Genomic DNA, 21,486 nt, shown 5'->3' on the forward strand with positions numbered 1-21,486 from the left:
TTATGCCCAAAACGGGGCTTAAATAGTGAAACTAACCTGCAAAGATGTAATGATTTTCCTGTCATGAATCAAAATGGGCGTGTCGCCCTACGTTTTCAAATAAACGTTTTGCAACACGCCCTTTTCTAAGAAGAAATTAATAAACCAGTATAATCAATATTGCCAACACGATTCGATAAATTGCAAAGGGAACTAACTTAATCCGATTGATTAACTGCAAAAAGAACCGAATGGATACTAGGGCAAATAGGAAGGCACTAATAAACCCGACCACGAAGAAGGGCAACGCATCCATGGTAAAGTACTGCCAGTTCTTAATCATTGATAGTCCGCTGGCTCCCAGCATTACTGGTACTGCCATGATAAAGGTAAAGTCCGCTGCCGCCCGGTGGCTCATACCCAGCAAAACCCCGCCGGAAATTGTCGAACCGGAGCGTGAAAAACCAGGCCACAATCCGATGCACTGAAACAATCCCATACCAAATGCCTGCTTATAACTAATTTCATCAACGGTTCTTTTGGCTTCCCTGGGGCGAAACTTGTCTGCCAAAATCATCAAAATAGCTCCCAATACCAGACCGAAAATAACGGTCTCCACAGAAAACAAATATTCATCAATGTAGTCCTCAAATAAGAATCCTAAGACACCGGCCGGAATCAAACCAACAAAGATTTTGGGTAGGGTTAACCTCTGTTGATAAAAAGACGTGCTTTTTCTTAGATCCAATAGGTCAATAAAACGATCTTTAAATACCACTACCACTGCTAAAATAGATCCCAGTTGGATCACTACTTTAAAGCTATTGGCTACAGAGGCCGAGAATATCTCCTTAGAGTGCAGCAGCAAATCATCAACAATAATCATATGACCTGTTGATGAAATCGGTGCAAACTCGGTCATCCCTTCCACAAGTCCTAAAATAAATGCAACCAATAAGGCATATAAATCCATCAATAAGCCTCCTGAAAAATATTATCCAATACTTACTCTTACTCCATGTTGCTTAAAAGCTAAACGATGGCATACTACAGGTTTTCTAAAAATAAGCGGATTACATCAGCCCCACCGATAAGGGTACCGATTGAGCCTCCTATGTTCGTTAAAGATACGATCAATAAAATTCTCGTCACTTTATTATTCCAGAAACCCTTGAGGCTAAAAATATCCTCGGCTAGATTTTCAAAATCCCTTACATTGGGTCGACGAATATAGGCCTGTGTAAGTCCCGCAAACCAGCCAGCTGCAATTAACGGATGCAAGGTAGTAATGGGAGCTACAACAAAGGCAGTAAGAATTGTTAGGGGATGTCCAAAAGCAAAGATGCTTCCCAATGCCGCAAAGGACCCCGTCCATAGCACCCAACTTAGGGATTGTTTAGCCCCAACAACCGGATTCGTGATAAAGGTATAGGCAACCAGTGCAATAAAAACGACTGGAATAGCCCAAACTAAAATTTTAGTGATATTGGATTTAGCAGGTAGCTGAACTAATTTGGTTAAATCGTGTTCTTTTTTTATTTCTTCCTTAATCCCTGGTACATGGGCAGCCCCCAAAACTGCAACAACCTTGTTGCCCGGAGCTTCCTTGATTTTCTGGGCTAAATATTGATCCCGTTCATCGACTAAAGGAGTTTTTAATTTTGGAAAGGATTTTGTAAATTCACTGAGTATAGAATTGAGCATATCCTGGGATTTTAATTTTTCCATTTCCTCTTCTGAAATGCTCTCGTCGTCAAAAATACTCAGCATAATTTCCTTGGCAAGCCTAAGCTTGCCGAAAAATCCTACATTATGCCAAATACGGGCAAAGGTTACTTGAATATTTCTATCAGCCAGTACTAGACTGGCACCTATTTCCTTTGCTGAGTTAATCCCCTCAATCATCTCTTGTCCTGGTTTAATGCCAAATTGGTTGGCCATACGTTTTTGAAAGGATGAAGCTAATAGATTGACTAAGAGCAAAGTCGCTTTATTTTCTTTAATAATTTTAAATATATCTGTATCCTGCCATTTGCTTCCTTCGGTTATGGTTTGATATCTTTGTTCATCCAACTCGACACAAACAGAATCTGGTTTTTCAGCCTCAATTACTTCCTTAACTAAGTCAGCGCTGCGCTTTGATACGTGAGCCGTGCCAATCAGTATAATTTCTTTGCCATCTAAATTAATTCTCGTAATGTTTTCAGTTTCTTCGGGCATGAATTACCTTCCTTTGCATTAAACTCTTACCTTCTCACCACTAGGCTCGTTCTTAGCCTATTAACTAAGCTGTACTTATCGAAACTCCAGAATCATTATATTGTACTATACATAATAATGTAAAGCAAAGGCACCTGACCCTGCACAGATGCCTTTGCATAACAGGCTAAACTTCTTTGTTTGTGATGCATTTTTTTTGCATCTCCCGCTTGCCTAGTTATTCTATCATTACCACATTGCCTCAATACCTTCTTCGGTAGTTTTGATTGCTCCTTCTTTCAACAGTCGTCCAACGGCCCTTTTGAAGGCCCTTTTACTTATGTTCAACTCAGCCTTTATTTGTTCAGGGGAGCTATTATCATTGATCCGAAGAATACCACCACCTGATTTTAACCTTTCCATAACCATTTGTGCATCGGTTTCTATTTCATTGTAAGCCTTATCCCTAAAACTTAATTCCAGCTTACCATCCTCCCTCACCTTTTTAACTCTTAATTCAACCTGGTCTCCTACGGTATAGTTGCGATGCAGTTCATTTTTATGAATTAATCCATGGTATGTATCATCCACAGCTACAAAAGCGCCAATCTCTTCATTGATACTATAAACCGTTGCATAAACTCTATCATTTACTTTATACGGTGAATCGCTGCTTAGCAAATTATATATTCGCATACTTGCACATATTTTATTGCTATTATTAATATACAAACCCACAAGACAAAAATCCCCTTTTCGAATCACACCCACTTGTTCCTTTAAAGGCAATAACAAATCCTTCGGCATACCCCAGTCCAAAAAGGCCCCAAAACTTGTAATTTCCACTACTTTTAAAAATCCCAATTCTCCTATTGTCAGCTTTGGTTTTCTAACCGTTGCTAGGGTTTTGCCTTCTAAATCCTGATAAATAAATACATCTATGGTATCACCAATTTCTAATTTCCCGGGTAGATCATTTTTTGGTAATAGAATATCAGCCAGACCTTTTTCATTTTCATCAGCCAAATGAACCCCACAATCACTCTTGCCCGTTACTTGCAGCTTATGCACTTTTCCTATTTGTATCATCATATACCTAAAGCCTTCCCTTCTACATGGTGTCTATTATTAACGTGTCCCATTACCCTATGAAAAAATTCCAGTCATTGGGGATAAACTACTTAATTCTTTGAACTCTTAGACACGGTTGTTGCACACTACATAATAATATATCATTTCTATTATTATTTTTGATAGGCATAGAAAACTTCACTCTCTATAATAACCCTAGGCAATGTCAAAATAAATACGAAAACCCCCAACCATTTGGTCAGGGGTTTAAGCTTTTGAAACATCTGGGGTTCAAAATATTATGTAAAAATCACTAACCTGTGCCGGGTTTTGTTTCCACTGAATAATTAGGTTTAATGCCCACCACATTCATCATGGTGCTTATGATCGTGGCAAACCGATCCTGTAGATTTAAGTGAACCCTCTAAATAGCTTATTGCCGCAGTTTCGGCACTTCCTCTCGCTCCGGTAATGACTTCAATCCCTTTTTCATGAAAGATATTGACGGCACCACTACCCATGCCCCCGGAAATAACCACGGTGACTCCCATGTCATTGAGGAAATTTGGCAAAAATCCAGGTTTGTGTCCTGGGTTCGGTACTGACTCACACTTAACAATTTGTTTATTTTCAACCTCGTAAATATTAAAATCCTGACAATAACCAAAGTGTTCTGAAACTAGACCATTCTCACTTGCTATTGCAATTTTCATCCATTTCATCTCCATCAAAAAGTAATTTAAAAACTTTTTCGTAGATATCATTTGTTGCCCGACCTGCTGCACAGTCTATATCTACAATACTCTGACCATGATTGATCGCTGTAACAGCCTTTGCATCAAAGGGAATATTGCCAACAAAAGGAAGACTTCGTTTATTACAAAAGGACTCTATTCTTTTTGTATTCTCGCTATTAATATCATATTTGTTAATACAAACTGCAATCTTTGTTTTAAAATTTTCTGCAGTTTTTATTATCCGTTCCATATCACTGATGCCCGAAATAGTAGGTTCCGCTACAATCAAAACCATATCAACACCACTTAGTGATGCAATGACGGGACAGCCTATACCAGGAGAACCATCAATAATGGCAACGTTAGTATCCATAGCCGCTGATTTCATCTGTTTTTTTACCTCGGTGACCAACATCCCAGAGGTACCGCTGCCCATTTTTAGTTGTGCAGTGGAAAATACTGAATCACTCACATATAGCATTAGATCTCCTGCAATATCGGGTTTGAAAGATATGGCATTGACTGGGCAAATGGCTTCACAAACACCACAGCCTTCACAATCATAATAATCAACCTTATAATTAGCACCAACATGAATAGCATCAAAACGACAGTTTTGCCTGCACAAATCACATTGCACACATATTTCTGGATCTATTTCGGCTTTGGGCAAGCCATAATAGTCCGATTGCTTAATATCCGATGTCTGGTGCATAATTAAATGCAAATTAGGTGCATCTACATCACAATCTGCATAGGCTTTAGCATCCGCTAACTTAATAAAAGCACTGGCAATCGTTGTTTTTCCAGTACCACCTTTGCCACTAAGGATTAGTAACTGCTTCATGCCGCACCTCCTTAGCAACTGTTTGGAGTAAATCAGAGAATAGCTTGTGATATTTTTGGTTTTCCCTTACTAAGATTTGGGCATTTGAATTTATTTTTCCAAGAACATGATCAAAGGGAATCTTACCTAAAATTTTAATACCATTATCTATACAGAATTGCTCGGATGGATTATCTTCACCCGGGAGACACTTATTAAGCAAGACTCCATGCGGCTTGTCAAATAACTTCACAAGAGTATAAACCATCTTAAGATTATGGGCCCCAAACAAAGTAGGTTCTGCCACCAAGATACAGAAATCGGCATTCTTAATACTCTCCATCACAATACAAGCACTGCCGGGTGGACAATCGATAAAGGTGAATTCTTTCCCTTCGCTGGTATAACTTAAAAGTCTTTTTATTATCGGGATGCCCGAAGCGATACCTGTATTTAATATCCCGGTAATTACAGAAACATTTTCAGAAATACCTCTTTGAACCTCTCCGATAAATCTTTCTTTTTCCGACAATGCTTTTTCCGGACAAAACAATATGCATCCACCACAGGAATGACAAACTTCTTCAAAAACTAATAGATTGTTGACAATATAGGCTAAGGCATTAAATTTACAAAAATCAACACATTTCCGACAGCCGTTGCAAAGGGTTTCATCTACTTTAGGAATTTTAACTGAGATTTCTTCTGCTTGTATATTTTTCGGCTTAAAAAAAAGATGACCATTTGGCTCTTCGACGTCACAATCGATATAGGTTGATTCCTTTACGGACGCAGCTAAATTTACAGATACAAGCGTTTTACCTGTGCCTCCCTTGCCGCTTAGCACAGCTATCTTCATACTATTTGCCCCCATGATTATGAAATCCAGGATGAATTTCATCCAACAATGATATTGTTCCATCATTATAAGCACGGATATTGTCTTTGATAGAATCGTTAACCGTCTTGTATAGTTTTATATTCGCTGCTTTTAGAACATTTGCAGCATTCTCACCACATCGTGGTGTAAGTAAGGCACTTACCTGGCTATCCACAATGATCTGTGCCGCCTTAATGCCAGCACCACCTTGGCTAGCTGCCGCACTATTATCTAGAAAGGCACTTTCCTTTGATTCGTTGTCATAAATAAGAAAATATGGAGCACGACCGAAGGACTGACATACATTCGTTTCCATAGAATGATCGTCAACAGGAATTGCTATTTTCATTGAAAGGCCCCCTTCATACTTATCTACCATTTAGAAGTGATTATCTTCCAAAAAACCTCTGCGGCACCTATGTCTACGGAAACCACCCATGCAAGGTTTTTCGATACCATCACAAAGCTTGTAATCACCACCTTCTATCCTTAAGATTTTTCCCTTTACTAATGATTCCGCAATTTTTTTCCTTGCATCATTATAGATACCCTGGACAGTTGTGCGTGCGATATTCATTTGTTTGGAACACTCTTCCTGGGTAAAACCTTCTAAATCAATTAATCGTATCGTTTCGTATTCATCAACCGTCATGATGACATAATGTTCATGATCAATAGGAGTGTTAAGCGGCCCAAATCGAGTACTCCCCGGCAGGCTGCATACCTTTCTCCATTTTCTAGGCCTTGGCATAATTCATTAAACCTCACTTATTGCAAAAGAACCTTTTGCCCTATCAAGTACCCTTTTGCGATTGATCTGCAGGTGAACCTGCTGCCATACCTCTTCCAAACCCTTTTCCAACCCCTCTTCCAAAACACCTTCCAAGCAAACTTCCATTACCTTTTCCAAAACCTCTTCGATTACCTAGCCCTTGGCCAAACCCATTTCCACTGCTATCCGTACTCGCTCCACTGCAAACGCCAAGACCTCTTCCTTTCATTGAGCCATTTCCCATTGGTCCAGTTCCATCTCTTCTAGGCATATAAACGCCTCCTTTGTGGTTATTGACATATGTCAATTATATTTTCATTATACTCCATATTTAACATATGTCAATAATCATTTATATGTATTTTATAATTTTAAAAATAAAATAACACCAAACAAAGAGATTATAAATTACCTTGTTTGGTGTTATAATTATTCTCTAAAAAAACAAATAACTTTTTTACGAGGCATATAAAGGATGTTTGCTATTAACTGGATTATCAAAAATATTAGTCGTTTTTTCTCAATTTTTTCTGAATCTGCTGTCGCAAATTATGAGTAGGTACATCTGGTACTAAAGAGATAAATTCAGAGGTAGTCATCAGCTTAATACCAATATTCTGCATATCCAAAAGATTGGCTTGATGTACTTCCTCCGTCTTAGCTCCCGTGGCATCCGTTAAAACAATAACTTCATAATCCAATGAATTTGCATCCCAAACCGTTCCTCTAATGCAATTGGGCGTCTGTACCCCGGTAACAACAACTTGATCGACACCTAACCGTCTAAGCAGATTGTCCAGCTCCGTTTGAAAGAAAGCACTCCACCGTTGTTTCGTAACTAAGTAATCGCCTGGCATCGGTTTTAATTCTTCTACAATTTTTGCTCCCTCTGTTCCCTCGATACAACCACCGCCTACTTGAACAAATCGATTATATCTTGTAATTTCTACGTCGCTGCCGTCCCCACGGTAGTAGCGAAATACATGTACAACCGGCAGACCATTTTCTCTACATGCGTGTAATGCCTGTTTAATAAAAGGAATTACCCCCATAGCACCTGGCACTTCAAAGGGAGCCCCAGGTAAACAAAAGTCATTTTGCATGTCAATCACTAATAAAGCTGTTTTTCCCATAGCTAGTACACCCTTTCTTAACTATACATACCTTCAAAGATTGCAGCAAGTTGTCATAACCTTCTTTTCGTGCAACAGAAGCAAAGTATGTATCTTTATTTCTGGCCATTGATGCTCCGGCAAATGCCTTTAGTAAATTATTTTCAGTTTTGGTTCCTTTGATATTCAAATAAACCGCAGGGTTGAGAGGTTTGGTCATTTCACCTTTGCTCTATTTCCGTAACGCATTCCGTTTTAATTTTTTCAACCAGAAATTGCAGAGCATCTATGACATGTGGTCTAATATCGCCGCCTACCAGTAAATACATGATGTCATCACCCACATCCAGCCTGCCTTCATTAAGCCAAACTTTAACATAGAAGATGCCAGCCATTTTGTATGTTTCCTCAACCGCCGCAGCCACTTTCTCTGGAGCATAAGCAAATTCCATTCCTTTTACCAAGGAATCATCATCAAGGCCTTGGCGAACCTTGGCTTTTGATGTCTGACGTACAATGCCATTATGGACTAAGAACATTCCTTCCTGTAAAGCCCTGGGATCTGCCTTTGCCTCCCTAAGCCATTCATCCATGGATGGTGATACTTTTTTATTAGCCATTCATCCATACATCCTTTATTTAATAATCTCCTGAACTCTTCCGATCTGTCCATCGTCTAGTCTTACTTTTATTCCCCTATGATGTTTAGGTGATTTTGTAAGAATATCCCTAACAACTCCTCGTGTCCTTTTACCCGTTCGTTGATCTTTCTTCAAAACAATATCCACTGTTATTCCTGGATAAATATTACTCCTATCTTGTCCTTCCATAAAAAGCAAAACCTTCTTTCTATCCTTACCACGTACCCCCTGTATTTTTACAAACGGGTTACATAAATACAATATTACTCTTACCGTGATTATTCAAGGGGGCTTTTGGGGGATCGGGTGTGATATTTTCTTATCGATTACGGTACTCAAACAAGGGTGAATCTAAGCACATTTCTTAACATAAGACATATGATGATATTGTAATACAAGGAAAGGAGTGCTTAATTTGGATAATTTTCGTAAAATGAATTTCTGTCCTTACTATCCAAACATGCCAGTTTTTAGCCCGGGATTTGGCAATCAGTTCCCTAATAATTACTTTTCCCCAATAAAATTAATGGATTATGGGCCTTACCCCTTTGTTGTTAACATTGAAGAAGCTGCAAAGCAAAACAATAATTTTCGTATCGCTTTATGGACAGGAAATTATTTACAACTCACCTTAATGAGCATTAAGGTGGGAGAGAACATCGGTTTAGAAATGCACCCCAACCTCGATCAATTCCTACGTATTGAAGAAGGGCAGGGGCTTATTCAAATGGGAGATCGAAAAGACCGATTGGATTATCAAGCACGTGTCCAAGATGATTATGCAATTATTATTCCTGCCGGTAAATGGCACAATCTAATTAACACAGGCAATCGGCCAATTAAGTTATATTCTATTTATGCACCACCTGAGCACCCCTTCGGAACTGTTCATAAAACAAAACAAGATGCGGAAGAACACCACCGCTAAAAAAAGCGACCCCTAACTTATGGTTAGGGGGTACATCTAGGGGTTCATGTCCTATCCTAATACGAACAAGTCAGATATTTCTCCAGTCTAATCATAACTTTACTTCATCAAGGCTTTATGGTAGGTTTTCTTTCCTTTACGTATTTTGACACCGTCTTTAAGTTGTTCCGAAGTAATATTATACTCAAAGGTATCAACCTTCTCGTCATTAATAAATATACCGCCCTGCTGAACCAGACGTCTTGCTTCGCTCTTAGAAGCCGTTAAACCACACACTACCATCAAATCCAAAATATTGATAACACGATCGATCAGTTGCCCGGATTCAATTTCAGTAGTTGGCATGTTGGCATCATTTGTGCCACCTGCGAAGAGGGCATGAGAAGCAATTTTCGCCTTTTGGGCCTCTTCTTCACTGTGAACCAGCTTAGTCAGTTCATAGGCCAGAATTTCCTTGGCTTCGTTTAGCTGACTGCCTTCCCATTTGTCCATTGCGTCAATCTGTGAAAGTGGCAGGAAGGTAAGCATACGTAAGCACTTAAGAACATCCGCGTCACCAACATTACGCCAATACTGGAAAAATTCAAAAGGTGAGGTTTTATTGGGATCAAGCCAAACTGCACCCTTTGCAGTCTTACCCATCTTATTACCTTCCGAATTTAATAGTAGTGTAATTGTCATGGCATAAGCATTTTTACTTAACTTACGGCGAATAAGTTCGGTACCACCCAACATATTCGACCACTGGTCATCACCACCAAACTGCATATTACAGCCATAATTCAGATACAGATGATAGAAGTCGTAGGACTGCATGATCATATAGTTGAATTCCAAGAAAGACAGACCCTTATCCATTCTCTGTTTATAGCATTCCGCCCGCAACATCGTATTGACAGAGAAATGAGCTCCTACTTCACGAAGTAATTCAACATAATTCAGCTTTAGAAGCCATTCCGCATTGTTAACCATGATGGCCTTATCATCACCAAATTCAATGAATTTTGCCATTTGCTTCTTAAAGCAATCGCTATTATGCTGAATTGTTTCAGGTGTCATCATCGAACGTAGGTCTGTACGGCCAGATGGGTCTCCAATATAGGCCGTTCCATCGCCTATAAGAACTACCGGTTTGTTTCCTGCCATTTGCAAACGTTTCATCAGGCACAGAGCCATAAAATGACCAACATGCAAAGAATCCGCAGTTGGATCAAATCCAATATAAAATATTGCTTTACCACCATTAATTAGTTCTTTAATTTCTTCTTCGTCGGTAACCTGGGCAATCAAGCCGCGAGCTACCAGTTCATCATAAATTTTCACTATAACAACTCCTTTGTAAAATAAAAATGCCCTCTGTTCCAATTGGAACAGAGGGCAAAAATTGCGGTACCACCTCTGATTTAGAAATTCCTCACAGAATTCCCCTTTACAAGTGCAAATACACTTACTCGCTGTACCGGGCGTACCCGTCAAACCTTACTAAATTCAGGCCGCAGCTCCAGGATGTATTCGAATCAGCACGCCCACAGCCTCTCACCAACCGGCTGCTCTCTGAATGACGGAAAACTGACCTACTTCTTCCTTTCATAGCTCTTGATCATTCAATTTTAATTTATTGTAGTTGAGAAAGCATTAAAAGTAAAGTACAGAAAGGGACATTTCACAACTTCACGCATAAATCGGTTTTGGAAAAGATGTCCTCATTTTGTTTATCCATTAGGTAGAGGGAAAATCTATTGCTTGCTCCTTTTCATATATTGCCCAAATAAATCGGGGTTTATCCTATCTAGAACCTCTTTGAACAGCCTTTACCAGTTCCACAATGGGTATAATAACGATCGACAGTGCAAGTGATGTAAAAAAGTTGTCTGCGGATAGGGCAGTAAGCTTAAACATTGTATTTATGCCTGGGATGTATATGACCATAAGTGTCAGCGCAAAGCAGGCCAGTATCGCATAAATCAGGTATTTGTTATGTCCTTTCAAAGTGAATATGGATTTTTTTAGCGACCTCATATTGATGGCGTGGAATATCTCACACATAGAGAGGGTAAGGAATGCCATTGTCATGCCTATTGTGTGGGACTGAACGTTTCCAATAAAGAAGGAGATCAGCGTCAACACGGCTATGATAATTCCCTGATAAATCACGTTGACACCAAGTCCCCTCGCGAAGATCCCTTCTTTGGGATCTCTCGGTGGTTGCCTCATGCTGTCAGTCTCAGCTTCCTCCATGCCAAGAGCCATTGCGGGGAACGTATCTGTTACCAAATTGATCCAAAGGATATGAATTGGTGCAAACAACTGCAGGTTAAACAAAGTAGCGACAAAAATGGCTATTACCTCGCTCAGGTTGGAGGCCAGCAAAAACTGTATCGCCTTGCGGATGTTTTCATATATCCTGCGGCCTTCCTCAACAGCATAAACGATGGACGCGAAATTATCATCCGTCAGCACCATACCCGCCACATTCTTTGTGACATCCGTGCCAGTAATGCCCATTCCCACGCCAATATCGGCGGATTTCAGTGCTGGGGCATCGTTCACGCCATCACCAGTCATGGCCGTAATTTTTCCCTTCCTACGCCAGGCGTTGACGATCCGCACCTTATGTTCCGGTTGAACCCTCGCATAAACTGTGATATTGTCAATGACCATGTCCAACTCATCGTCCGACATTCTTACAATCTCTTCGCCTGAAATCGCTTCATCCTTATCTTTTAATATGCCCAATTCCTTGGCGATGGCAACCGCGGTATCCTTATGGTCGCCCGTAATCATAATTGCACGAATGCCCGCTGCCTTGCATTCGTTTATAGCTGTCTTGACCTCTGGACGGACGGGATCAATCATTCCGGCAAGGCCGATAAAGGTAAGCCCCTTTTCTAAATGTTCCGGTGAGAATTTATTTGGTTTTTCTGTATAGCTGCGGTACGCCGCACCTAAGACCCGAAGGGCTTTGTCTGCCATGCGCCTGTTATGGTCTAGAATCCTATTTTGTAGTTCAGCCGTAAGGTCTTGCACCTGTCCGTCTATGATTATATAATCACAACACTTCAATATTTCATCCGGCGCACCCTTCGTATATTGCCTAAAAGTGCCATCCGACAGGGCGTGTACGGTTGACATCATTTTACGCATTGAATCAAAGGGCAATTCTCCTATGCGTGGTTTTTCCTTTTCAAGCTCATTTTTAGGAAGCTTTAAGGAGATAGCATATGCCGTCAAACCAACCTCGGTGGGTTCGCCAATAAGCTCACCGGACGGATTAATTTCCACATCGTTGCATAGGGCAACCGCTTCAGCTAACAGCTGTTTGTCGCCAAACTGATCTACGACGGTCATTTTGTTCTGAGTAAGCGTACCTGTTTTGTCCGAGCAGATCACCTGAGTACATCCCAAGGTTTCAACCAATGTCAGTTTACGGATAACGGAGTTTCGCTTTGACATTTTTGTTACGCCAATGGATAACAACACGGTAACAACCACAACAAGCCCTTCCGGTATGGCCGCCACTGCGAGACTTACGGCAATCATCAGTGTTTCAAACACATGTCCGCCGCTGAAACCTCCGTTTCTTAGGATACTAAAAAAGAAAATGAATACGCATATCCCCAGTATCATAAAGCTTAACATTTTACTTAGGGAAGCCAGCTTCTTTTGCAGCGGCGTTTTTTCCTCTTTTGTCCCTGACAATATATCAGCAATCTTCCCCATTTCTGTAGCCATACCTGTGGCTGTTACAACGCCTTCCCCACGCCCGTACACCGCGTTTGTTCCCATATAAGCCATATTAACTCGGTCGCCTAAGGGTATTTCATCCTTTTCAGTCATCAGGCTGGTGCTGGTTTTTTCCACAGGGACGGATTCTCCAGTAAGAGCGGCCTCCTCCATTTTAAGACTGACGGCTTCGATGATACGTATATCTGCTGGTATGGAATCTCCTGCCTCAAATAAAACAATGTCCCCAATTACGACATCTTCTGATTTAATATCACTTACTACACCATCACGCCTTACCCTGGTATGAGGTGCAGACATTTTTTGCAGGGCTTCTATTGCTTTTTCTGCCTTTCTTTCTTGTACAACGCCTAATACAGAATTGAGTGAAACGACAACGAGTATAATGATCATATCTGCGATTTCACCAAATGCACCGGAAATGATGGCGGCTGCAATCAGCACGATGATCATGGGGTCTTTCATCTGCTCAAAAAATCTGACTACATTGGATTTGTGTTTTGTTTCCGCCAGCTTGTTTTTGCCATTTTGATTAAGCCTTTCGGCTGCGATAGAAGCTGACAGCCCTTGTGCCGAGGAATTTAACTCTTCTAAGACGGATCTTACTTGTCTTTTATAATGTTTCATATTTCCTCCAAATAACCCCATCAGCATAGTAAAACCAGGCAATGCTATTGAAATATACATCACCTCGACGTGGCTCGGTGGGATAGCAGATGTCTTAAGGTGATTTTTGGACCTACCGTATGTGGGAACATGTCAACGACTGTATCACACCACTTACGAACCTTTCACTTCCAACGCTTTCTTCGCCATCTGGACATACTCATCAATACCAGATACCAATGCAAACTCAGCAACTGAAACGGAATATGCAGCGTCTAGTTCAATAATATGCTTTTTCATCTTAGGCCAGTAATATCCACCAGCTTCTCTATAGGCAAGAATCAGAGCTTCGAGCCCTGCTTCACCAAAAGCCTTATAATTAAAAACAAAGTCACTTGATATATCCGTAACCTTAGCTTCGGTCCAGTCAATTAATCCCGTTACATTAGCATCTTTATCAATCATAGTATGTCCTGCATGAACATCTCCATGAATCAGACCCGTTTTCTTAGGCCATATCTCATCATCGTTAATCCATGCCTGCCATCTCTTCCATAAATTTTCACCTACACCAAACTTTGCTTTTACAGCATCCATACGCTGTTTCATTGACATTCTAGCTTCTTCTGGGGTATGCACTACTAGGCCTATCTCAGCAGCTTTATCACTAGGTATGCTATGAAGATCCACTAACACTCTACCAAGGGACCTGTGAAATGATTCTGGAACATTGTTTATATCTATCTCCCAAACATAGTTTCCTATGTTATGATCAATCGTTCCTGCCGGTACACCATCTAGCTTTTTGTACGCTATTAATTCATCCGTATAAATGATCCAGTTTGGTGCTTGAAAAGATTTAGCATACTTGTTTACCAAATCTAATACTTGCTTTTCAGCCTTTGTTCTAGGCATCACATCTGCCCGTCTAGGCAATCTAAGAACCCACTCAGTTCCACTTTCATCCCGTGCAAAAATAACTTGAAAATCAAGCCCAGATTCATTAAACTGCATCGTTTCTTCCTTAAGGATAACATGATGTTTTTTAGCTATTTCAATAATTTGTTTTATATCTTTACCCATTCAAATCACTCCTGTCCAGGCTTTTAAAATATCACTACCTAAGCTAAATTAATTATGACGTGTAATTTGATTGGCAACCACTTCGAAATAATAATTCTCTAATTCTTTCATAATTGTATGGCTGTAAATCTTCCTTTTGAGAACCTACCATAAAGCTGATCTTAAAATACAACAACATCTGGATCTTCAGCGATAATCTCCTTAGAATCTTGACGTGACTTGATAAAACTACCTGAGAGGGACGATGCTTCTTCGATACTCTGTGCCAACATACTCTGGAGCTAGCTTTCTGGATACAAGTTTGTACTCTTCAATATCGTAACCCGGCCTTGGAGTTAAAACCTTCGCTTCTAACTCCAAGGCCATCTTGTTTAAGTATTTCTTTATAGCTGAACATATATCCTCGCAGCCTTTTTCATAATTAACACAATTCGAAAAGGTACTTAGACCTTAAGACCAGACTCTATCGACTTTTTCATATAATTAACGAGTGACGCCACCTCGGACTCCAGTCCTTCCCACTTATCATCATATTCTCCTCGATAGGCTTTGCTAGCTAAGTCGAGTAAAGCTGCATGCTCACTGGGTAATTGAGTTATTGCCCATTCTGCTGCCAGATCTTTTGAACTAATTTCACCGGTAGAAGCTGTCAGCCACATTCTGGCTAAGGTTAAAATTACATTGCGTTCGTCACCTTTAATATCTGCTATCAACCCAGGTAAAGATTCTTTAATCGCACTTCGAATATCTGTCATTGGTACAGGCTCAAGTACTTCTATTGCTTTTGGTCCAGAAAGATTCATGCTATTTTTTCTTACTTGAGCTAAAAGAATTGCTAAATCTGGATCATAAGTTGGTTGAGGAATTTTTCCCTTTTCAAACTGCTCTCTTAGCCACTCGCCATACATAAATTCATATTTGGGAGGAAAATGCCAAGGAACAACCTCTATTTGATTTATGACTGTAACTTCAAGCGGTCTCATGGCTTTTGTGTTTCCTATTTTCCCAGATATAAGCATTAGCCTATCTGTAAGATCCCTTCGAGTTCTTCCGGATAAACTATCATTTGTTACCACCAAAATATCGACATCGCTATTAATGCGTAAGCCTTCCATTACAGCAGAACCGTATAAATATACCCCAACTAATATATCATCAAGCAGTTCCTCTATAATTTTTAATGCTTGAATTGCCTCTTTCGGTATTTTTTTGCTATTCAAATCTATACTCAACTGCGATCTCCCTTCATCTAAAGGCTGTTTTGGCATCTGCATCGTGCTGAACATGCCGCCACCTATTCTCTGCCAAGCTTCGCTTAACTTGTGCATATTTGTCCGCTCACTCTCATTGGACCGCAACCAATCGCAGAAGTGTAGCAATTCCCTGCATTTTTATATACTTTCGCTTTAATTCTAATAAGGGAATATTTCAAACCTAACCCCACACTCGTACACTCTGGTTAAGCAAAATATCATGCCGATTAGTCCTTTTCCCCGGCTTTAAAGTTATAAATCGGTTTGATCCTTTTTACAATATCCGCCGTCGGCCCAATATGGTTTACGATATCAGCCATATTCTTATAGGCCATCGGACACTCATCCAGGGTTTCTTTCTTGACAGATGTCGTATAAACATTCTTCATCTGTTTTTTAAATTCAGAGACAGTAAAGCTTTGTTTTGCCTTGGTCCTGCTCATAAGCCTTCCCGCACCGTGGGGGGCAGAAAAGTTCCACTCCTCATTGCCTTTACCAACGCAGATGAGACTGCCATCCCTCATATTGATCGGAATTAAAAGTCTCTCCCCTTTTTGTGCAGATACCGCCCCTTTTCGTAGGATCATCCTATCGGTATCAATGTAATTATGCGTTGTGGTAAACTGCTCCACTACCTCTAATTTCATTCCTTTTACTATTTCAGTAATTATCGCCTTTCGGTTTAGCTCTGCAAACCGCTGGACAATTTTCATATCATGTAGATAGTCCTCAAACAGATTGCCGGTTACATAAGCAAGGGTAAAGGGGATTTTTGTCAGTACCTGATTTTTTAATTCCTTTAAGGCATTCTGGATTTCCTTATCCCGACCTTCAGACTTGCAGCGGGTAATAAGTGCCTCCAAGTCTGCTTTGTCATTACGGTTTAACTGCCTATAGCCAGCCTCTTGATAATATTTAGCTACTTCAAGACCCAGATGTCGGCTGCCCGAATGAACCACGACATAAAGATTGTCCTCCTCATCCTTATTTACCTCGATAAAATGGTTTCCTCCCCCCAGAGTCCCAATACTCTTTTCCGCTCTATCCAGCTGTACGGACTTGAGACAACGAAGCTGCGTTAAATCAATTTGTTCATTATGCGGATGCGGTTTTTTCCTCACTGCAAAGCCTGACGGTATATTCTCGCAAATCAACTTATCCAGCCTTTGCAATTCCAATCGTTTATTGCTAATTAAGATCGTTTCCATACCGCAACCAATATCCACGCCTACCAAATTGGGAACAATTTTGTCCTTAATGGTCATGGTGGTTCCAATGGTACAACCAGCACCGGCATGGACATCCGGCATAATTCGGATTTTGCTTTTTCTTACAAACTCCTGATTGCAAAGGGTTTCAATCTGCACAGCAGCGCCTTCTTCTAATATATCTGTATACACTTTGGCTATATTGTATTTTCCTTCTATTTCTAACATTGTTTCCCTCCATCCATACAATTGCATATAGTTAATGATAGCAAACTATAAATTAGAAATGAAAACAAAAAAGCCAAGGTCATTAAAAATACCTCGGCTAACTTAGCATCCCTTTTTACAAGGACTTCCGCAAGGCACGCATCAAAAATTGTGTGCTTTTGTGGTGCCTGTACACCGCACGCCCGGGAACGGTGCTCTAGTAACCCATAAATCCTGTTGCAAGCCCTCAAACAGAGAATGGCTGGCCTCTATGCTTTGCATAACAATTATCGTAAAGATATTCAACCTCTATCTTTGACGGTAAAAACCCTCATGAAAACACAAGGGGATTTTTGCTATTTAACCGACTCGTTGGGCGAAACTGCTTGGGTTCCCTTAAATTCTCGTCCGTTCGTTCGATCATCCAGCAACACCCCGGATGACCTGTATCAGTCACTGGTCAGGGTCCGGTTACGGCATTATCCTAAAGCAGTGCTGAAGTCAAGTCCAGCGGTTCCATAACCTGGCCATCTTTATAGACCCGCATGTTACCCGATGAGATTTCGTCTATCAGTATGACATTGCCCGCGTTGTCCACACCGAACTCCAATTTGATATCGTATAGCTCCAACCCTTTCTTCTGAAGCGCAGCACTTATCAAAGCCGTAATTTTCTGAGTGCTTGTTTTAATTTCTGCAAATTGCGCGGCAGACATAATGCCTAGGGCTTCCAAACCTTCTACCGTAACCAAAGGATCTCCTCTTCCATCATCCTTTAACGTAGCTTCTACGTAAGCGTTCAGCTTGTCCCCTTCCTTCACATAGGCTCCGTAACGGCGCAGGAAGCTGCCAACCGCTTTGTAGCGGCAGATAACCTCCAGACCCTTGCCGAAGGCCTTTGCTGCTTTGACATCCATGGTTCTATTTTCTATATCTGCACTTATATAGTGGGTTTCGATGCCCGCATTTTTTAGCATTTCAAAGAACAGAACGGATACCCTCAGGTTCCCTTTTCCTATCCCTTCAATGGAAAGGCCCACTGTGTTGGCCCCTGGGTCAAAAACGCCATTTTCGCCCGTCACATCATCCTTGAAGATCAAGCGGTAGTTCCCGTTTTCCAAGACAAAAACATCTTTGGTTTTGCCCTCGTATAGTTTTTTCATTGTAGGTCTCCCTTCGTATTCCTTCATTATATTATATTGGTTTAATCTTCAGAACCGCGGAAATCGCGGAGACGGTTCCTTTGATGCTACCTTCTCACTTTTACACTGATCCTTGAATAGATATTCTATCGTCTTATACTTTTGATTATTATACCCAATTCATATATCACACGGCTAGATATTTACTTCCTTCTCTGACACTAAGAGGGCTAAGTGTATTGGTTTGGATAAATTCCTTTACCCATTCTTTATTTGTTTTAGAGTATTCTCTTAACGCCCAACCAATCGCCTTGTTAATAAAAAACTCTTTGGTTTCACTATTTTGTTTAATAATTAAACCAAGCAATGCTGCATCCGTTTTTTCTTTGTATTTTAGTTGATACAAAATGGCACTTCTAACAAGCCAAATATGATCACTTTCAGCCCATTTCAATATAGGACTGCTGATAAGTTCGGGATGCTCAAGACACAAAACTCCTGTGATATTTCCGGCAATGCTGTCAACTGTGTCCCACCAAGGCTTGGTAATTATTAAAAACCGAACATTATCAATATCCTTTTTTTGTAAATAGTCTTTCAACACAAGCAAATAATCAATCGCCAGATACTGAAATTCTCTCTCTGGCCTTTCCCATAGCATGAGAACAAAATTCCAATCAATTCCTTTTTGTTTCTTTGCTTTCTTCATCAATCCATTCCCAAGAGAGGCTCTTTTAGGCTTAGGAATTCCCAAAAAAGGAAAATTATTTTTCATATAGGCGGCCATTTTGACTGCTTGCTCTTGATCACTATTTTCGAGGAATGAATTTATCAGTTCATTATACATTATTTTATAATCTCCCGTACTCTCCCAATCCATTTTTTACTCCCAATTCTTCCATACATCCGGCTCATAGCCCACTGTTGCTTTTTTACCATTACGCACGATCGGGGTTTTATAAAGACCAGGATTGTTTAACAGCAACTCTTCCCTAACACTGGCACCAATGATGTGATCCATATTAAGCTTTTTATATTCTTTGGATTGATTATTTATTAGGTTATTTAATCCAATCGCAGCCGCAACACTTTTTAGCTCTCCTAGGCTTAGCCCCTTTATACTCAGATCAACAAATTGATATTTTATCCTTCTTTCCTTGAAATAGCGTTCTGCTTTTTTAGTATTAAAACATTTTTTGATACCGAAGATTTGAATATTCACTTATAAATCCCCTTCGTTCCATTATTACCTGTTGGTATAAAATACGGTGGTCTGCTTTCTCCTAACAAAGTGTAGTACCTTTCTATCCTTACCGCACACTCCACGTGGCTTGAGGATACAATCATGATGCCCGAAGAAGCGGGTATCCCCTTGTCGTGTTCCTCACTTCCGAATATAATTTATATTTCTCACATGATTTCAAATAACCTCACTCAGTTTTAAATGTCCATTTCAGCAGAAGTGTACATTTCTTCATACTTTTTCAACGCCATTCTAAACATGCCCGCCATTGTTGCTTTGTTTAGATACGGATGTCCAAAATGTATCATAAAATGATGTCCCATCGGCACGAAGCCAATCCCACATAATTTCCGGATCTGATACATTCGGGTTTTCTAAATGGCACCTATGGCAAAGCAGCACAAGATTTGAAGGTTTATCCCCCCCGCCTAAAGGTTCAGGAATAATGTGGCACCTTTCTAAAGATTTTTCACATCCGCATCTCCAGCATCTTTCATAGGCCTCAGCTGCATCCACGCTTAAATCACACTTATCAACTATTGAAAACCAATAATCCACTATTTCTTCTATTGAAGTTCTAAGTCCTTTCTTTTCCCAATACAAATCTCCTCCCAAATCATTGCCAAAATAACCTCAAACGTCTTTCCTTTTTGTTGCGGAAAATCATTGTTCACACCCCGTTCCGCATACCTCTCTCCTGAAATACCATCACTCAATTAAAAACATAAAAATTCCCTCTAACAAAGCACTAAAAGTTTAGCACTTTGTTGGAGGGATAGCTGAGGTAATATCTGTTATAATTTGCAAAAAAACCTTTTGCTTGGTTCAATATATTCTGCAAGTTCACAACTGATAATTCCAGTAAAATCCTTAAAGCGAATATATCTTATCCAAATATCTATTATTGAAAGTAACTTAACCGCTCCCAAACCCCATAATTGACAATATATTTAACAATCTTATATTCGTTTTGCTCACTAATATTGATAATCATTTAATTACTTAGTTGAATAATGGTTAAAGAGCGATTCATATAACCTAAAACAGGAAAACTCGTACTAATACTTGTTCCTACTTCATCTCCTGCTGTTAAGGAGGCTTGAACGACAAACGTTGAACTACTTCTATTAGATATCTTAAAAAAGGTACTAGTATCACCAAAAATCGCTGTACCATTGACAGTAATAATTGCCTCTAGATATGGTTGATCTGGATCTGGATCAACGGTGGCTTCAGCGTTAATAGATATCGTTATTTGATAAATTCCGCTTTCTCCTACCACTAATTCATTACCTGATAGACTAACCGTGATAGTGTCTGATAAAGGTCCAGCCACAGTAAATGTTACGGGTTCGAATGCTACCCCAGGTGTCTCTACACTACTTCCTCTTAAAGATCCAAAAGCCAAAACAACTTCTCCAGCGGGGCCAGCCGGACCTGGTTCACCCTGTGGTCCTTCTGGACCAGGTGCTCCTGCGGGACCTTGTGCGCCTGCAGCACCTGCTTCACCCTGCGGACCTGCGGGACCTGGTTCGCCCTGTGGTCCTTCTGGACCAGGCGCTCCTGCGGGACCTTGTGCACCGGCAGGACCTGCTTCACCCTGCGAACCTGCGGGACCTGGCTCACCTTGTGGTCCTTCTGGACCAGGTGCTCCTGCGGAGCCTTGTGCACCGGCAGGACCTGCTTCACCCTGCGGACCCGCCGGACCTGCTTCACCCTGTGGTCCTTCTGGACCAGGTGCTCCTGCGAGACCTTGTGCGCCGGCAGGACCTGCTTCACCCTGCGGACCTGCCGTGCCTGCCGGACCTGCTTCACCCTGTGGTCCTTCTGGACCAGGCGCTCCTGCGGGACCTTGT

General features: G+C 40.7%; 23 protein-coding genes, 1 pseudogene and 1 other annotated feature. Of the genes and pseudogenes, 1 reads left to right on the forward strand and 23 read right to left on the reverse strand.

Features of this window, described 5'->3' with window-relative positions:
- Positions 1-136 precede the first annotated feature (136 nt).
- The 13 genes from V6C11_RS16770 to V6C11_RS16835 all read right to left on the reverse strand — a co-directional run bounded on the left by V6C11_RS16770 (position 137) and on the right by V6C11_RS16835 (position 8,406).
- Positions 137-952, reverse strand: coding sequence for an undecaprenyl-diphosphate phosphatase (locus tag V6C11_RS16770; RefSeq protein ID WP_333532348.1), 816 nt, complete (start codon positions 950-952; stop codon positions 137-139).
- Positions 953-1,026: 74 nt separating this feature from the next.
- On the reverse strand, positions 1,027-2,199 hold the full coding sequence (locus V6C11_RS16775; protein WP_333532349.1) for a TraB/GumN family protein: 1,173 nt from the start codon (positions 2,197-2,199) through the stop codon (positions 1,027-1,029).
- A 228-nt stretch (positions 2,200-2,427) separates the two neighbouring features.
- Entirely contained in the window at positions 2,428-3,267 is an 840-nt protein-coding gene (locus V6C11_RS16780) for a CvfB family protein (RefSeq protein ID WP_333532367.1), read from the reverse strand.
- A gap of 335 nt (positions 3,268-3,602) precedes the next feature.
- A complete protein-coding gene (locus V6C11_RS16785) occupies positions 3,603-3,962 on the reverse strand; it encodes a NifB/NifX family molybdenum-iron cluster-binding protein (RefSeq protein ID WP_333532350.1) in 360 nt (119 codons plus the stop codon).
- A complete protein-coding gene (locus V6C11_RS16790) occupies positions 3,940-4,833 on the reverse strand; it encodes an ATP-binding protein (protein WP_333532351.1) in 894 nt (297 codons plus the stop codon). The genes V6C11_RS16785 and V6C11_RS16790 overlap by 23 nt, the downstream gene beginning before the upstream one ends.
- Positions 4,811-5,671 carry an ATP-binding protein gene (locus tag V6C11_RS16795; protein ID WP_333532352.1) on the reverse strand — a complete coding sequence of 287 codons (861 nt, stop codon included), beginning with the start codon at positions 5,669-5,671 and terminating at the stop codon, positions 4,811-4,813. Before V6C11_RS16795 ends, V6C11_RS16790 begins: the two co-directional genes overlap by 23 nt.
- Before the next feature lies 1 nt (position 5,672).
- Positions 5,673-6,041, reverse strand: coding sequence for a NifB/NifX family molybdenum-iron cluster-binding protein (locus V6C11_RS16800; protein WP_333532353.1), 369 nt, complete (start codon positions 6,039-6,041; stop codon positions 5,673-5,675).
- A gap of 30 nt (positions 6,042-6,071) precedes the next feature.
- Positions 6,072-6,443 carry a DUF134 domain-containing protein gene (locus V6C11_RS16805; RefSeq protein ID WP_333532354.1) on the reverse strand — a complete coding sequence of 124 codons (372 nt, stop codon included), beginning with the start codon at positions 6,441-6,443 and terminating at the stop codon, positions 6,072-6,074.
- Between the two features lie 43 nt (positions 6,444-6,486).
- The gene (locus tag V6C11_RS18750) at positions 6,487-6,735 is read right to left on the reverse strand and encodes a DUF5320 domain-containing protein (protein WP_442886088.1); all 249 of its coding nucleotides are present in this window, start codon (positions 6,733-6,735) and stop codon (positions 6,487-6,489) included.
- A gap of 235 nt (positions 6,736-6,970) precedes the next feature.
- The gene (locus V6C11_RS16820) at positions 6,971-7,597 is read right to left on the reverse strand and encodes a cysteine hydrolase family protein (RefSeq protein WP_333532355.1); all 627 of its coding nucleotides are present in this window, start codon (positions 7,595-7,597) and stop codon (positions 6,971-6,973) included.
- Positions 7,569-7,796, reverse strand: coding sequence for a hypothetical protein (locus tag V6C11_RS16825; protein ID WP_333532356.1), 228 nt, complete (start codon positions 7,794-7,796; stop codon positions 7,569-7,571). Before V6C11_RS16825 ends, V6C11_RS16820 begins: the two co-directional genes overlap by 29 nt.
- Before the next feature lies 1 nt (position 7,797).
- Positions 7,798-8,196 (reverse strand): molybdenum cofactor biosynthesis protein MoaE, encoded by a 399-nt coding sequence (locus V6C11_RS16830; RefSeq protein WP_333532357.1) that lies wholly within the window; start codon positions 8,194-8,196, stop codon positions 7,798-7,800.
- A 15-nt stretch (positions 8,197-8,211) separates the two neighbouring features.
- On the reverse strand, positions 8,212-8,406 hold the full coding sequence (locus V6C11_RS16835; protein ID WP_333532358.1) for a YwbE family protein: 195 nt from the start codon (positions 8,404-8,406) through the stop codon (positions 8,212-8,214).
- Between the two features lie 271 nt (positions 8,407-8,677).
- Here V6C11_RS16835 and V6C11_RS16840 point away from each other — a divergent pair, with 271 nt between their 5' ends.
- Positions 8,678-9,145: a cupin domain-containing protein gene (locus V6C11_RS16840; RefSeq protein WP_333532368.1), complete on the forward strand. Its 468-nt coding sequence runs from the start codon at positions 8,678-8,680 to the stop codon at positions 9,143-9,145.
- 99 nt (positions 9,146-9,244) lie between these two features.
- Here V6C11_RS16840 and tyrS read toward each other — a convergent pair whose 3' ends face one another.
- The 10 genes and pseudogenes from tyrS to V6C11_RS16890 all read right to left on the reverse strand — a co-directional run.
- Positions 9,245-10,468, reverse strand: coding sequence for a tyrosine--tRNA ligase (tyrS, locus tag V6C11_RS16845; protein WP_333532359.1), 1,224 nt, complete (start codon positions 10,466-10,468; stop codon positions 9,245-9,247).
- Between the two features lie 47 nt (positions 10,469-10,515).
- Positions 10,516-10,745: a binding site (T-box leader), on the reverse strand.
- Between the two features lie 185 nt (positions 10,746-10,930).
- Positions 10,931-13,516, reverse strand: a complete 2,586-nt coding sequence (locus V6C11_RS16850) for a cation-translocating P-type ATPase (protein ID WP_333532360.1) — start codon at positions 13,514-13,516, stop codon at positions 10,931-10,933.
- A gap of 153 nt (positions 13,517-13,669) precedes the next feature.
- Positions 13,670-14,578, reverse strand: a complete 909-nt coding sequence (locus V6C11_RS16855) for an Mph(B) family macrolide 2'-phosphotransferase (protein ID WP_333532361.1) — start codon at positions 14,576-14,578, stop codon at positions 13,670-13,672.
- Positions 14,579-15,021: 443 nt separating this feature from the next.
- The gene (ant(9), locus tag V6C11_RS16860) at positions 15,022-15,810 is read right to left on the reverse strand and encodes an aminoglycoside nucleotidyltransferase ANT(9) (protein ID WP_333532369.1); all 789 of its coding nucleotides are present in this window, start codon (positions 15,808-15,810) and stop codon (positions 15,022-15,024) included.
- Between the two features lie 248 nt (positions 15,811-16,058).
- Positions 16,059-17,267: an RtcB family protein gene (locus V6C11_RS16865; RefSeq protein WP_333532362.1), complete on the reverse strand. Its 1,209-nt coding sequence runs from the start codon at positions 17,265-17,267 to the stop codon at positions 16,059-16,061.
- A gap of 463 nt (positions 17,268-17,730) precedes the next feature.
- Positions 17,731-18,408, reverse strand: a complete 678-nt coding sequence (locus V6C11_RS16870) for a phosphoribosylaminoimidazolesuccinocarboxamide synthase (protein ID WP_333532363.1) — start codon at positions 18,406-18,408, stop codon at positions 17,731-17,733.
- Positions 18,409-18,574: 166 nt separating this feature from the next.
- The gene (locus tag V6C11_RS16875) at positions 18,575-19,267 is read right to left on the reverse strand and encodes a DNA alkylation repair protein (protein ID WP_333532364.1); all 693 of its coding nucleotides are present in this window, start codon (positions 19,265-19,267) and stop codon (positions 18,575-18,577) included.
- Between the two features lie 3 nt (positions 19,268-19,270).
- The gene (locus tag V6C11_RS16880; protein ID WP_333532365.1) at positions 19,271-19,609 is read right to left on the reverse strand and encodes an arsenate reductase family protein; all 339 of its coding nucleotides are present in this window, start codon (positions 19,607-19,609) and stop codon (positions 19,271-19,273) included.
- Between the two features lie 273 nt (positions 19,610-19,882).
- Positions 19,883-20,233 carry an HNH endonuclease gene (locus V6C11_RS16885; RefSeq protein ID WP_333532366.1) on the reverse strand — a complete coding sequence of 117 codons (351 nt, stop codon included), beginning with the start codon at positions 20,231-20,233 and terminating at the stop codon, positions 19,883-19,885.
- A 391-nt stretch (positions 20,234-20,624) separates the two neighbouring features.
- Positions 20,625-21,486: pseudogene (locus V6C11_RS16890) on the reverse strand (collagen-like protein); the annotation flags it as partial.

The sequence above is a fragment of the Desulfotomaculum sp. 1211_IL3151 genome, assembly GCF_036763075.1.
GTDB lineage: Bacteria > Bacillota > Desulfotomaculia > Desulfotomaculales > Desulfotomaculaceae > Desulfotomaculum.